The 14,326-nt window shown below is 43.0% G+C and carries 10 protein-coding genes and 1 tRNA gene; 9 read left to right on the forward strand and 2 right to left on the reverse strand.

Annotated elements, in window-relative coordinates; all coding sequences use genetic code 11:
• Positions 1–355: 355 nt before the first annotated feature.
• The 8 genes from CLV51_RS13605 to CLV51_RS13640 all read left to right on the forward strand — a co-directional run bounded on the left by CLV51_RS13605 (position 356) and on the right by CLV51_RS13640 (position 12,116).
• Positions 356–2,467 (forward strand): endonuclease MutS2, encoded by a 2,112-nt coding sequence (locus tag CLV51_RS13605; RefSeq protein ID WP_106528567.1) that lies wholly within the window; start codon positions 356–358, stop codon positions 2,465–2,467.
• 141 nt (positions 2,468–2,608) lie between these two features.
• Positions 2,609–3,484 (forward strand): helix-turn-helix domain-containing protein, encoded by an 876-nt coding sequence (locus tag CLV51_RS13610; protein ID WP_106528568.1) that lies wholly within the window; start codon positions 2,609–2,611, stop codon positions 3,482–3,484.
• A 344-nt stretch (positions 3,485–3,828) separates the two neighbouring features.
• Positions 3,829–5,022 (forward strand): efflux RND transporter periplasmic adaptor subunit, encoded by a 1,194-nt coding sequence (locus CLV51_RS13615; protein WP_106528569.1) that lies wholly within the window; start codon positions 3,829–3,831, stop codon positions 5,020–5,022.
• A 137-nt stretch (positions 5,023–5,159) separates the two neighbouring features.
• Complete coding sequence (locus CLV51_RS13620; RefSeq protein ID WP_106528570.1) at positions 5,160–8,324, forward strand: efflux RND transporter permease subunit; 3,165 nt, start codon at positions 5,160–5,162, stop codon at positions 8,322–8,324.
• A 41-nt stretch (positions 8,325–8,365) separates the two neighbouring features.
• Positions 8,366–9,781 carry an efflux transporter outer membrane subunit gene (locus CLV51_RS13625; protein WP_106528571.1) on the forward strand — a complete coding sequence of 472 codons (1,416 nt, stop codon included), beginning with the start codon at positions 8,366–8,368 and terminating at the stop codon, positions 9,779–9,781.
• Positions 9,782–9,983: 202 nt separating this feature from the next.
• A tRNA-Ser gene (locus CLV51_RS13630) sits at positions 9,984–10,071 on the forward strand.
• A 316-nt stretch (positions 10,072–10,387) separates the two neighbouring features.
• Positions 10,388–11,191, forward strand: coding sequence for an SDR family NAD(P)-dependent oxidoreductase (locus tag CLV51_RS13635; RefSeq protein ID WP_106528572.1), 804 nt, complete (start codon positions 10,388–10,390; stop codon positions 11,189–11,191).
• Positions 11,192–11,258: 67 nt separating this feature from the next.
• Entirely contained in the window at positions 11,259–12,116 is an 858-nt protein-coding gene (locus tag CLV51_RS13640) for an RNA polymerase sigma factor (protein ID WP_106528573.1), read from the forward strand.
• Between the two features lie 231 nt (positions 12,117–12,347).
• On the opposite strand, the gene CLV51_RS13645 is transcribed toward CLV51_RS13640, so the two are convergent.
• The gene (locus tag CLV51_RS13645) at positions 12,348–13,325 is read right to left on the reverse strand and encodes an NmrA/HSCARG family protein (RefSeq protein ID WP_245898717.1); all 978 of its coding nucleotides are present in this window, start codon (positions 13,323–13,325) and stop codon (positions 12,348–12,350) included.
• A 115-nt stretch (positions 13,326–13,440) separates the two neighbouring features.
• Between CLV51_RS13645 and CLV51_RS13650 the strand changes: the two genes are divergently transcribed.
• Positions 13,441–13,818, forward strand: coding sequence for a winged helix-turn-helix transcriptional regulator (locus CLV51_RS13650; protein ID WP_106528574.1), 378 nt, complete (start codon positions 13,441–13,443; stop codon positions 13,816–13,818).
• A 210-nt stretch (positions 13,819–14,028) separates the two neighbouring features.
• On the opposite strand, the gene CLV51_RS13655 is transcribed toward CLV51_RS13650, so the two are convergent.
• On the reverse strand, positions 14,029–14,313 hold the full coding sequence (locus CLV51_RS13655) for a hypothetical protein (protein ID WP_106528575.1): 285 nt from the start codon (positions 14,311–14,313) through the stop codon (positions 14,029–14,031).
• Between the last annotated feature and the right edge of the window lie 13 nt (positions 14,314–14,326).

Genomic DNA, 14,326 nt, shown 5'->3' on the forward strand with positions numbered 1-14,326 from the left:
GTCTGACCATCTTTATAAAACCTGTATCCTTGATAAATTACGTAATAAATGATGCAGGAGTACGACAAGTTAAGTAACTTTAACATTCTTTTGCAGTTTATAGGAACCCATGAGGCCCCTGAAAGCATCAAGAAAACATACGTCAGCAGCAGCAGGAACAGATATAAAAAGCCGGGAATAACCGGATACGTTTGATAGCATAATGACATCGCCGATGAAAAAGAGATAATTAATTTCCCGGATAATACTTCTCCGCCACCTTGTTGGCAGCGCTTATATGTGCACTAGTAAACCTTTTAACTGGCCATAAACAACTGACGATTGTTTGTGCCTTCTTACTTTAAATAAATATCACTTGAAATATTTTCCTGAATCTGCGTTAATGCAGTTGGAATTCGATAAAGTTCAGGCATTACTGCAAGAGCATTGTAAAACGGAACTTGGCAAGGAAATGGCCTCGGACCTCCGCCTGCATACGCATATAGACTACGTTAAAACCGCCTTGCAACAGGCACATGAATACAAACAGCTTACCCTGTTGCAGGAAAATTTCCCCAATGATTATATTCTGAACCTGAAAAAAGAACTGCGCCTCCTGTCTATTGAAGGAGCCGTTTTATCAGGTGAACAGGCGATGCTTTTGCGCAAACTGGCAGAAAGCATGCATAGCATTGTGCGCTTTTTTGATCACGACAGGCGTACACAGTATGCCGGCCTGTTTGAAGTAATCAAAGACACACATTACGAAAAAAAGATCACCGCCACCATTGACGAAGTGCTGGATGAAACGGGGCAGGTACGTGATAACGCATCTCCGGAACTGGCAAAGATCCGGATGTCGCTTTTCCGTAAACGCTCAGATCTGCGCCGCATCTTTGACCGCATCCTGCAAAAGCTGCAGAAGCTCAACTACCTGGCGGATCAGGAAGAAGCCTTCCTGAATGGACGCAGGGTAGTGGCCATCTACGCTGAAAATAAGCGCATGGTAAAAGGGCTTATTCATGGTGAATCTGATACGCGCAAAACCGCCTTCCTGGAACCGGAAGAAACGATAGAGCTGAATAATGATATACAGTCGTTAGAAAGAGAAGAAGGCCGCGAGGTATATCGCATCCTGAAAGCCATGACAGCCGCTTTGGGCGGTTATTCTTTTTTGCTGAATGGTTACCATGAGATCCTGGGCACCTTTGATTTTATCAGAGGTAAAGCCAAACTGGCACTGGACATGGATGCTAACTATCCCATGTTGTTACCGCAGCCACAGTTACATTTAACACAGGCGTATCATCCGTTACTATTATTGTATAACCGTAAGAACAAGAAGCCTACTATTCCGGTGAATATTAACCTGGATAAGGATGCGCATATTCTTGTGATCAGTGGCCCCAATGCGGGTGGTAAAACGGTTACCTTAAAAACCATCGGACTGATACAGCTGATGCTGCAATCGGGTTTGCTGGTGCCGGTGCATCCTACTTCGCAGATGGGCATCTTCAAACAACTGATGATCCATATCGGAGATACACAGTCGCTGGAGTTTGAGCTGAGTACTTATAGTTCCCATCTGAAGAATATGAAATACTTCATGGAGAACGCCAACGGTAAAACGTTATTTTTTATAGATGAATTGGGTAGTGGTTCTGATCCTAATCTGGGTGGGGCTTTTGCCGAAGTGATCATGGAAGAGCTGGCGAAGAAACATGCGTATGGTGTGGTAACCACGCACTATCTTAACCTGAAAGTGATGGCCAACAAAGTGAAGGGTATCATCAACGGGGCCATGGGCTTTGATGAACAAACCCTCATGCCCATGTATAAACTGATGGTGGGTAAGCCAGGCAGCTCGTACACCTTTTCTATTGCAGAGCGCATCGGGTTGGAACCGGCTTTAATTGCACGTGCCAAGAAACTGGTGGATGAAGGTCACTTTCAACTGGATAAGTTGCTGAATAAGGCGGAACAGGATTTGCAGAAAGTGGAGACCAAAGAAAAAGACCTGCAAAAATTGCTGAAGGAGAATGAGCGGTTGAAGAAAGAGTATGAAATTTTAGCAGATAAAGAACGCAAGCACCAGCAATATACTTTATTGAAATTGCAGAACCAGATTAAGGAAGACGACCTGCAATACCTGAAAGATATGGAACGGAAGCTGAAGCAGATTGTGATAGAGTGGAAGCGGGCGGATGATAAAGAGAAGGTGATGAAGCAAGCAGAGATATTGTTATTCCGTCGCCGTGAAAAGCAGCATACCGACCAACTTGATAAGAAAGTGAAGGATAAATTTGAAGAGATCAGCGGTCAGGTGCAGGTGGGCGACCAGGTAAAAATAATCACTAACAGACAGGTAGGTAAGGTGCTGGAGATACGCGATAAGCGTGCAATTGTAAAGATCGGTAACATACCTATCAATGTGAAGTTGAGTGACCTGGTACTGGTGCAGGAGAAGCCCAAGGAAACCGTTGATTAATGGATTTGAGGTGAATGGTATTTTTTATCTATAGTGATATAGGCATTATCTATATCACTATAGATACAGGACAAAACATAATCATCTAACTTTAAAAGTTATTTGATAGTAACCTGATCATTAATAAACCAATAAACGAACATGGAAATAGCAAGTGTAGCAAGTATACCGGTTTATCGTTTAGAGGACTGTAAAGAAGGCGCGCAGTTTTTCATTGGTAAGTGGGATGGCTGTGAACCAGATGTATCGGAATTATGTGAACCTCATCGTCATAATGGGTATAGTATAGATATCCTGCTTAAGGGCAGTATGACGCAGACGATAGATTTTAAAAGATATGAAGTAAAGGCGCCGGCAATTATGCTGATGGAACCTAACCAGGTGCATCAACATGGGATGTCCGGCGATGCAGAGCTGATCAACCTGGCTTTTGTGGTGGATTTCCTGGTACCGGAAATGCAGGATGTAGTGAGCTGTTGGCGTTGTGTATTCAGTTCAGGATTGATTCCGCTGGATGAAGATCAGCTGGAAGAGGTAATGTCTTATGTAGATTTGATCACCAAAGAATATGAGAGTAACAGATCGCGTAAGGATGCCGTGATCCGTAGTTTGCTGAATGCTTTTGTGATTGCCTGTGGGCGTATTTCTGAACCTACCGGTTACTGGATGAATGCAGAGAGTTCGCAATATAATATAGCCGGTCAGTTTAAGATGCTGGTAGACCGCCATTTTCGTGAAAAGGCGCAGGTATCTGATTATGCAGAGATGTTGTATATATCACCGGGGCATTTGAATGATACAGTGAAAGGATTGCTGGGAAGAAATGCTAAATTCATCATTGATGAGAAGCGTATTATGGAGGCAAAACGGCTACTGTACTGGGGAGAGCACTCTGTTAAACAGATTGCGGCGCAATTAAATTTTGAAGATGATGCTTATTTTAATCGCTTCTTTAAAAAGCATTCAGGATATACGCCTGTCTCCTTTCAAAAGAGTATCCGTGAAAAGTACAATTAAACCCGTAATAATTTAAACGTCCGTTAACTTTAAATATCTATTTTTGCATCGTATTTAATAAATGATGTCGCCCGTGCATCATTATAAATTTGAAAACCGATGAGAATTAATTAGCGGCCAACCGCAAACCTTCATTTTCTTTTTTACAGTAGTAACATATTGCTGTGCTCAGACGTGTAATGTGCTGTAACATTATATCTCCCTGGGTATTGCGGGGCTATCTACCTGTATAACCACAACCCGATTGCTGTCATTGATATTGATTGCTGCGAAGCAAGGCTGCTTTTTATTGGCCTGAGTCGCGACGGGGGATTTTATTTTTAGTCGTCAAAAAAAAATGTAGTATGAAACCATTGAAATCAACATTAACAGCATTGCCGGCAGGCTTACTTTATAGTTTTTTTGTTCTTTCGGTATTGTCTGCCTGTAGTACATCGCAGGCAAAAAATGAGGCACCACCGCCAGCATCTTTACCTGTAATTAAAGCAGTTACATTACCTGCTACAACGTTTCAGGATTTCTCTGCTTCGGTAGAAGGAACCCGTGATGTGGAAATAAGACCACAGGTAGATGGCTATCTAACGAATATTTCAGTAGATGAAGGTGATTACGTTAGAAAAGGTCAAACACTTTTCACGATCGACAGAAGACCATATGTTGAGCAACTCAACAATGCCACTGCAAATTTACAAGCTGCAACAGCGGCATTAGAGAATGCACAAATCAACGTTGATAAATTGAAACCGCTACTTAGTAATAATGTGGTATCGGATGTTCAATTAAAATCGGCCGAAGCAAGTTACAATTCAGCGAAAGCTGGTGTTGCCCAGGCACATGCCCAGGTAGAAGCCGCCCGTATCAATCTTGGGTTCACAAATATTAGCGCACCTGGCGATGGTTATGTAGGTAGTATTCCCTTTAAAACGGGAAGCCTTATTAGCAGAGGAATGGCAGGCGCATTGACTATTATTTCTGAAGTAAAGGATATGCGTGTTTATTTTTCTTTGAGTGAAACCGATTTCCTCAAATTCAAGGAAAAATATCCAGGTAATAGCGTTGCTGAAAAAGTAAAAGGAATGCCTGCGGTAGAATTAATCCTGGCAGATGGAAGTGTTTATCCTGAAAAAGGAAAAGTTGAAATAGTGGAAGGGCAGTTTGACAAAACTATGGGTGCAATTAGTTTACGTGCCAGCTTTCCTAATGCACAGGGAGTACTTAGAAGTGGTAGTACTGGTAAAGTCAGAGTACCTACTTTACATGCTTCTGCATTGGTAGTTCCTCAGGAAGCCACGTTTGAATTGCAGGACAAAGTGTTCGTTTATACAGTGGCCGATAGCAATAAAATCGTTACAAAACCACTCACCATTTCTGGCAAAACGTCTAATTATTATTTTGTTACTGATGGCGTAAAGGTGGGAGATAAGATTGTATTATCTTCTCAATCTACCATGATGATGGGTGGTTTAAAAGATGGCGTTGTTATTCAGCCACAGATGGTATCTATAGATAGTTTGTTGAAAGCAAAGCCGCTGCTTTAAAATAATTAAGCGCGAAAGCACGCTAGTGTTAAGAACGTTTACACAAAACATTATTCAAATTGTGACGCAGGCAGTGTTGTTACACACATGCACTGTTTGCGTTCGTGCGGACATACCGCAACCCATAATTGTTATTTATGTTAAAACGATTTATTGAAAGGCCGGTGTTATCTACGGTTATTTCTATCATATTGGTTATACTGGGAGGGTTGTCTTTATTCTCCCTGCCTACGGCTTTATTTCCTGAGATTGCGCCGCCATCTGTACAGGTTATAGCCAATTACCCTGGCGCCAACGGGGAGGTGATAGCCCGTACAGTTGCTACCCCGATAGAAGAATCGGTAAATGGTGTGGAGAACATGACGTACATGACCTCCAATTCCAACAACGATGGTAGCTACACCTTGACAGTTTATTTTAAACAAGGAACGGATCCTGATATTGCGGCGGTAAACGTACAAAACCGCGTATCTAAAGCTAATAGCCAGCTACCTCCCGAAGTATTACAAGCCGGGCTTTCTACACAGAAAGTGCAAAGCAGCTTCCTGATGTTTGTGGCGATATATAGCGAGGATAGCGTTAAGTATAACGAACTGTTCTTAAATAACTATGCAAGAATTAATATCATCCCTCAGTTGCAACGTATACCAGGGGTGGCACAGGTACAGCCATTTGGTTCAAAAGATTATTCGATGCGTATCTGGTTGAAACCCGACAGGCTTGTTGCTAATAATCTTTCTACAACAGAAGTGATGAATGCGATCAAAGATCAGAACGTAGAAGCTGCACCAGGGCGTTTGGGACAAAGTAGTAAAGAATCTTTCGAGTATATTATTAAATACAAGGGAAAGTTAAATAAGCCTGAAGAGTATGAAAATATGGTGATTAAGGCAAAGAACGATGGTTCTGTTCTTCGCCTTAAAGATTTGGCCAGGGTTGAACTTGGTGGCTATAGTTATACTGCCTCGAATTTGCTCGATGGCAAACCGGCTACTGGTTTTGGTATTTTGCAGACACCGGGTTCCAATGCCAATGAAATTCTTACCGAGCTGGAACGACAGATTGGAGAATTTGGAAAGGCGTTACCCGATGGCATGAAGTTTAAGATAATGTACAACTCGAAGGAATTTTTGGATGCATCTATCGACCAGGTAAAAGAAACACTGATCATAGCATTCATCCTTGTGGCCATCGTGGTTTTCGTTTTCCTGCAAGATCTGCGCTCTACATTGATCCCGGTAATTGCTGTTCCAGTTTCGATTATAGGTACCTTCTTCTTCTTACAATTATTCGGCTTTAGCATTAACCTGCTTACATTGTTCGCATTGGTACTGGCTATTGGTATTGTGGTGGATGATGCAATTGTGGTTGTAGAGGCCGTACACTCAACGATGGAACGTGAGCATTTACCGGCAAGAGAGGCAACAGTTAAAACGATGAGTGAGATATCCGGTGCGATTGTTTCGATCACATTGGTAATGGCAGCAGTGTTTGTACCAGTGAGCTTTGTACAAGGTCCTGCAGGCGTATTCTATAAACAATTCGCCTTTACACTGGCCATTGCTATCGTTATTTCTGCGGTGAATGCGTTAACGCTAAGTCCGGCGTTGTGTGCTTTATTCTTAAAGAATCAGCATATAGGCGAAGGTGGAGAGAAAAAAGGTTTTGGTGCCCGCTTCTTCGATGCGTTTAATACCGCTTTTAATGCAATGACGGCAAGATATATACGGAGCATCAAATTCCTGCTGAAGAACAGATGGGTGGCCATTACCGGATTATTGCTTGTAGTGGTTGCTACAGTTTGGCTGATCAAAACAACACCTACCGGGTTTATTCCAGATGAGGATCAAGGGTTCGTAGTTGGTATTACCCAAACACCTCCCGGTAGTTCACTTAGCAGAACGGAGAATGCAACGAGCCAGATTAGTAAAATTACGATGAAAGATGAGGGGGTGAGCGATGTATGGGCTGCAAATGGGATGAACTTCGTAACAAATGCGAACGCTTCCCCTAATGCTGCGATATTTGTAAGGTTAAAAGATCGTAAGGAGAGAGGTGTTGTAAAAGACCCGACTGCTATTGCAGGCGGTTTGTTAGGCAAATCAATGCAAGTACATGATGCCTTAACTTTTTTTGTTGGTTTTCCAACAATACAGGGTTTCGGTAATGTGAGCGGGGTAGAAATGATGTTGCAGGACAGAACAAACGGATCGCTGGAGAAATTAGCAGGAACGGCATGGGGTTTTGTTGGTGCATTAAGTCAGCGGCCAGAAGTGGCAAGTGCGTTCACTACTTTTAATACGGGTAATCCACAATACACAATTGATATAGATGATGTAAAAGTGAAACAATTGGGTGTATCTGTTGGTGATTTGTTGAATACGCTGCAAACGTATTATGGTAGTAGTTTCGTTTCAGACTTTAACCGTTTCGGGAAATATAGCCGCGTAATGGCGCAGGCCGATATTTCATACCGGATGGATAAAAGTTCGTTGGATGCTATTTATGTAAAGAACAACCTGGGTACGATGGTACCGGTAAGCACAGTGGCCAAATTCACACGTGTATATGGCCCGGAAACAGTTACACGAAACAACCTGTATAGTGCTGTTACCATTAATGCTACACCCAAACCAGGTTATAGTACCGGTGATGTAATTAAAGCCATTGGAGAAGTATCGAAAAAGGCATTGCCACAAGGATATGCCTATGAGTTTACGGGTATTACGAGGGAAGAGATAAGAGCAGGGAACCAAACTGCGTTCGTGTTTTTATTGAGTGTATTGTTCGTATTCTTCCTGCTGGCTGCACAGTATGAAAGCTACATCCTGCCACTGGCAGTAATCCTTACTGTACCTACGGGTATATTAGGTGTATATAGTTTCATTGGCTTTAGCGGCATAGAGGGCAATATCTACGTACAAATAGGTATGATCATGCTGATAGGATTATTGGCTAAAAATGCGATCCTGATTGTGGAGTTTGCCATACAACGGCGAAGGGCGGGTTATAAGCTTGTTGAGGCGGCTTTGGAAGCAGCACAGCTTCGTCTTCGTCCAATATTGATGACTTCCTTTGCCTTTATTGTTGGTATGTTGCCATTAATCTTTACACAAGGCGCATCTGCCAAAGGCAATCATTCGATCGGTTGGAGTACTGTAGGTGGCATGTTTACCGGGGTGGTCCTGGGGGTATTCATCATACCTGTGCTGTTTGTAATTTTCCAGTTCCTGCAAGAGAAAATCAGCCGTAAGCCGATAGTGGAATTGGAAGCAGAACATGAGACAAAGCTGGTACACTAAAATATCAGCATTATCTATTATTAGAATCAGAAAAAAGACAAATGAAAACAAGATATAGCTCATTTTACTTTTTGTTGTTGTCCTTAGTTGTAGGGTTAGCAGCATGCCGGGTTGGCCGCAATTATGAGCGGCCCCCGGTGGCGCTGCCTCAGCAATTTGGCAATGTTGCGCCTTCTGACAGCAGCATAGCAGAAATGGAATGGAAGAAATTTTTTACAGATGCCACTTTGCAGCAGTTGATTGATACCGCTCTTGTGGGTAATTATGATCTGCAGCTGGCGGTGAAAAGAGTTGAAACAGCACAGGCATACCTGAAACAGGCCAAAGTGGCCTGGCTGCCGGCTTTTACGGCATCATTATCTGCTAATACCAATTTTCCTTCTAAGAATAGTTTCACTGGTTTGAACCTGTCCAATAATCATTTGGGAGATCATCTCGAAGACTATAGTGTAGGAGTGGGGATGTCATGGGAAGTGGATATATGGGGTAAGATCCGTCGCCAGAAAGAGGCGGCACTGGCCAGTTACCTGCAATCTTATGAAGGACAGCATGCTGTACAAACAGGGTTGGTGGCTTCCATTGCCAATAGCTATTTTAACCTGCTGATGCTGGATAATCAGCTGAGCATTGCCCGCAGGAATGTGGCACTCAGCGATACGATTGTACAGATGATCCGTTTGCAGAAAACAGCCGGAGAGGTTACAGAACTGGCGGTACAACAGGCCATCTCTCAAAAACAAACAGCAGAATTATTACTGCCGCAGCTGGAACAGGGGATTGCTATTCAGGAGAATGCTATCCGCATTTTAACAGGTAATCTACCGGGAACGATTACACGTAGCCGCAAGCTGAGTGATTTTCAGGTAGCGGATGCCTTGCCAACAGGTATTCCTGCGGCGATGGTGAGTCGCAGACCGGATGTACGTGCCAGCGAAATGGGCTTAGTAGCCGCAAATGCGCAGGTTGGCGCAGCGCAGGGCAATATGTATCCAACGCTGAGTATAACCGCTAACGGGGGCTTAAATGCCTTTAAAGCAAGCAGCTGGTTTAACCTTCCTGCTTCGCTGTTTGGTACAGTGGCTGGTGGTGTAACACAACCTATATTCCAGCACCGTGCACTGAAAACACAGCTGGAAGTAGCTAAAATTCAGCGTGAACAGGCCGTGATACAGTTTAAGCAGTCGGCATTGAACGCCATTGGCGAGGTAAGTGATGCACTCGTAAAACTGGATAAAGTAAAAACACAACAGGAGATAGCTGTAAGACAGGTGAGTACATCGCAACTGGCGGTGCAACAGGCGCAAATGCTGTTTCGCAGTGGTATGGCCAACTACCTGGAAGTAATAACTGCACAATCACGTTCGCTCCAAGCAGAGCTGGGGCAGGCAGATATTGATCGCCAGCGCTTAAGTGCTATGGTAGATTTATACCGCTCTTTAGGTGGCGGCTGGAAATAGCAATTACGAATTACGAATGGCAAATTACGGATCAAAGCGAAGACTCATCAGGCAAATTTTTGAATCAACAGACTAGTATTATCATCGCTTAGGTCCGTAATTTGCCATTCGTAATTCGTAATTATCTGCTCTGGTGGCTGATTTCAAAATATTTCTCAAAATAATTTTTTATTTTGATTTCCTTTTATACTTTTGCGTCCCTGGAGAGTTGGCAGAGCGGTCGATTGCGGCAGTCTTGAAAACTGTTGACTGTAACAGGTCCCGGGGTTCGAATCCCTGACTCTCCGCCACTATGGTATCAAAACCAAGAAAAAGCCTGGAATCGTAAGATTTCAGGCTTTTTTGTTTTTATCAGGCACCAAAAACTCATTAAGAATGGCGAATGGCGCATCTAGTGCGGCACAGTTGTTCTTTTATTGAGGCCCATCCAGGCTCACTGGAGCCACATCACGCGGGACGTAGGCAATCTTTTCTCCCCATATGGCAATACCTAAAACATTCTTCACAAATAGATCATAATCAATCACTTACTTTTAATTTAGCACTATTTCACAAAAAACCGACCGTTTTGTATGGCTGAATCGTCAAAAGATAAATCCAAACAAAATGGAAAATCTAAAAGACAAAGTAGCCGTCGTATTTGCGGCATCGGGAGAAATTGCAGGAGCAGTTGCGCGATCGTTTTCCCGACACGGGGCAAAGGTGTATGTCACCGCCCGGAACCTGGATGCCGTAAAAGCATTGGCCAAGGAGATCAAAGCGAGCGGCGGAAGTGCGGAAGCCGCCAAAGTGGACGCGTTGAATGAGACCGAAATAGACAACTTTTTAAAAAAGGTCGTCTCGGACAACGGCAAACTGGATGTAGTATTCAATGGTATCGGGGTTGGTTATAGCGAGATGGGTGGCCGTCCGCTCACAACGGTGGCTACTTTCGAACAATTTATGGCCCCGATGGAAAAGATCTGTGGTTCACAATTCCTTACTTCGAGGGTAGCGGCGAAATATATGATGCAAACCCGATCCGAGGGAACTATCTTACTTCTCACGGCTGCGTTATCCAGGACCAAGCTTCCCAATTTGGCGGGCATCACGGCCGCCAGTGCAGCTGTTGAGGGATTGACGCGGGTGATGGCCGCTGAATGGGGTGGGGATGGCATAAAGGTGATCTGTATTTGCCCCGGCGCCATAATGGAGACGAAGAGGATCTCCGGATGGATCGATGCCTCCGCAAAAAATCTCGGAATACCTTCTGAGCAGTTGGTTGCACAGTACAAAGCCCTCGACATATTAAAGACGAGTCCGACATTGAAGCAAGTCGGCGAAACGGCTGCTTTCCTTGCCTCTGAAATTGGGGCAGCCTTCAACAGTCATATTGTTGATGTGGATTGCGGCAAGCTGAACATATTATAGTATATTAACGGTTGCGGTCTTCGGGCGGAAGGCTGCAACCTCATTTTTTTATTTATTAATGAATTGAATGGAAAGGGAAGACATCCTCAAATCGGCCATATCCGGCGATATCAATGCATTCCAAACACTGTTTGCCGAATTTCAAAACCAGCTGAAATCTTACCTGTACCGCTTACTTACCGATCGTAATGATGTAGATGACCTGACGCATGATACGTTTATCAAGGCATTTACTAAGATATCGACCTTTAACCAGGATTCTTCTCTGAAAACATGGGTATTCAAAATAGCCACCAACGTTGCCTATGATCATTTACGGAAGTTAAGAAGATGGCAGGTTGATGCCCAGGATCGGGGAGCAGACCTGGCCATAGGTTCGGAGGAGGTCAGGCAGGCCTTCTGGAAGGTTCATGATACATCGGGTGCCGGGGCTTACGAAATGAAAGAGCATATGGACTTCTGTTTCACTTGTATCTCAAAGACCTTACCCATAGAAAATCAAGTCGCGCTGATGTTAAAGGATATTTACGATTTTCAAATCAAGGAAATTTGTCTCATCCTCGGGAAGACCGAAGGTGTGATAAAACACTTGTTAAATGATGCCAGAAATGTTATGACGGATACTTTTGAAAACAGGTGCGCGTTAATCAACAAGAATGGCGTCTGCCACCAATGCAGCCATATAAATGAAATTTTCAATCCCAAACAGAATCAGCAGGAGCAGCTGATGAAGCTGGAATTGGTAAAAGGATCGAAAAAATATAACAGAGAGGAGCTTTTTACATTGCGAACATTATTGGTAAAGGCTATTGACCCCCTGCATGCTTCGGGTACCGACTTGCACGAAGCTATTATGAAGTGTGTCAGAACGGCTATTGGTGAAAAAAGTGATTTTTTCGACCTGAACCGGAATAAGACAGATTAAGATATATTGAAAGGGAAGATCAGAATAAATTATTGATCAGTTCCTATTGCAATTTCAGCATTTGGGGAATCGGATTCCATCGGAAAGCCTTCAGATTCGTTCGAACTGAAGGCTTTTTTTATTAAAATTTCCAGGTCCAAATCGACCGAAACTATGGGAATGTTACACTATCTATTCTATCTTGTTAATTTTTATAAGTCTAACGTTCTGATAAAAGCCTTCAAGTAACAATCAATACGAAAGTTTTTGGCCTTTCCAACCAGTGGTGCGCAGAAATTGTTCCCAACTGAGGCTGCTCGGGTTTATTTGTCGGCTCCACAGCAGGTCGCGATCTTTTCTGAAATATTCATATTCAACTGCGTATTCTGTCATCCCCAAAATCTCACGCACTAAAATCTCATTTGAACTAAATTCCGGGAAATGATGAAGCAAATCCTCCCGTGTGAATGCAGAACTGTATACAGCCTTCTTACCTGTGACACGGATGAAAGTATCGACCATCTCCTGGGGTGAGATAATATCGCCGATTACTGGCAGGGACTTACCAGTATACTGACCTGGATTCGAAAAAATTTCCAAAACAGCAGGACCTGTGGCAGTAAGAGGATCAACAAATGGTGCACGGAAGTCCTTTGGTAAATAAATCGGAAATACAAGCGTATCGCCTTTCATATCAGGCGGATAAAATTCAATCAGATTAGTGTAAAAGAAAGCCATGTAAATAAACGAGCTTGTGACTGGTAGCATACGAATATATTCTTCGATTTTGGCCTTGTCTGTAAAATGGGGAGCAAACATTTTTCCTCCCGTAATTTTATCCACATTTTCCAAACTGCTGAAGATAATATGCCGTACTCCTGCTTCAATCGCCGCATCCGCCAACTGTTTACCCAACTCCATCTCGTGAGTTGCCGGTGGGACAATACTTGGTGTCATCATGAAAACACCATCCGAGCCACGGAATGCTTCCACAAAGTCTTTTTTATATCCCAGATCAAGCGGTAAACGCACAAATTCGGCCCCTTGTTCTGCCAAACTAAGCGCCTCAGGTGAATCAACGCGGCGAGTGATACCGCGTACACGATAACGCCCGCTCTGTAACAAAGTGCGTGCAGCACTGCGCCCTTGCTTACCCAAAACACCAACGATAGTAATGAGTGGTTTATCTTTTTGTGTTATTGTCTCATGTTCTTTTAAATTAAATACCATGCTTTCTGTTATTTAGGTGATTTTTGTAACTATAAAAAATATAGTTGCAAAACTATTTATAGCTCAATAGATTTACAATAACTATCCATTAGGATAGCTTTATCAAATAAATGTTATGGGAATAGAATGTCAAAGTGATTTTATAAAAGTCAATAACAAATTATATCCTTGCACTGTGAGTGTAGCTATGGATTTGGTCGGAGGAAAGTGGAAAGCGGTTATTCTATACCATTTAAAGGATGCACATAAACGGTATAGCGAGCTTAGAAAGGAAATGCCTGGTGTTACTGAAAGGACATTGAGTTTGCAATTAAAACAATTAGAGGAAGATGAGTTGATTTCAAGACAAGTCTATGGAGAAAAGCCGCCCATTAAAGTTGTTTACAGTTTAACTGATTTTGGCAAGTCTTTCACCCCTGTACTTGATGCAATTGTTGGGTGGGGTAATCAGATAGCTACACAAAAAGGCGAATTTGTCAAAAATTCCTTATAACAATAGCTTTAGCGAAGCATCCTTTTCAAAGCGGCTTTGACCAATCCGGTGAAGATCCTGCATTCTGAATAATATAAGACTAATTTCGAACTTCTTAAAAAGCACTTATTTGCAAACCGCCCCGCAAAAATTCAAAGGAACCCGCGCTAGTCGCGGGTTTTTCTTTTTAGTCGATTTCTCTTTAATTTCCCCCAATTATTTTATGCTACCTTATTCAGGTTTGCCTATAGCGCCAGGCCCTGCATGAAAAAGGCCGATAAGCAAGGCGCCTGATGCACAGGAACAAAATGCAACTAATGGGTAAAACTTCAGATGCGCCCAATAAGCACATAAGCAGGCAATAATAAAAGCCAGCCAACCAGCAATCAGATTTGGAATAGGAGCATTCCCTAATAAGCAAGGATAGGGTTCTTTCGTAATGCCTTTTATGAAATGAGGAATGCCATTAGCTCCCATTAACCCCATGAAAAAACTAAGAATGAGTGTCTGCCACATAGATATATTGTTT

Source organism: Chitinophaga niastensis, from assembly GCF_003014755.1.
Lineage (GTDB): Bacteria > Bacteroidota > Bacteroidia > Chitinophagales > Chitinophagaceae > Chitinophaga > Chitinophaga niastensis.

What these genes read in the sequence shown, in the direction of transcription:
- CLV51_RS13610 (WP_106528568.1), top strand. Translation starts at nt 2,609, where the DNA reads ATGGAAATAGCAAGTGTAGCAAGTATACCGGTTTATCGTTTAGAGGAC.
- CLV51_RS13615 (WP_106528569.1), top strand. Translation starts at nt 3,829, where the DNA reads ATGAAACCATTGAAATCAACATTAACAGCATTGCCGGCAGGCTTACTT.
- CLV51_RS13620 (WP_106528570.1), top strand. Translation starts at nt 5,160, where the DNA reads ATGTTAAAACGATTTATTGAAAGGCCGGTGTTATCTACGGTTATTTCT.
- CLV51_RS13625 (WP_106528571.1), top strand. Translation starts at nt 8,366, where the DNA reads ATGAAAACAAGATATAGCTCATTTTACTTTTTGTTGTTGTCCTTAGTT.
- CLV51_RS13635 (WP_106528572.1), top strand. Translation starts at nt 10,388, where the DNA reads ATGGAAAATCTAAAAGACAAAGTAGCCGTCGTATTTGCGGCATCGGGA.
- CLV51_RS13640 (WP_106528573.1), top strand. Translation starts at nt 11,259, where the DNA reads ATGGAAAGGGAAGACATCCTCAAATCGGCCATATCCGGCGATATCAAT.
- CLV51_RS13645 (WP_245898717.1), bottom strand. Translation starts at nt 13,325, where the DNA reads ATGGTATTTAATTTAAAAGAACATGAGACAATAACACAAAAAGATAAA.
- CLV51_RS13650 (WP_106528574.1), top strand. Translation starts at nt 13,441, where the DNA reads ATGGGAATAGAATGTCAAAGTGATTTTATAAAAGTCAATAACAAATTA.
- CLV51_RS13655 (WP_106528575.1), bottom strand. Translation starts at nt 14,313, where the DNA reads ATGTGGCAGACACTCATTCTTAGTTTTTTCATGGGGTTAATGGGAGCT.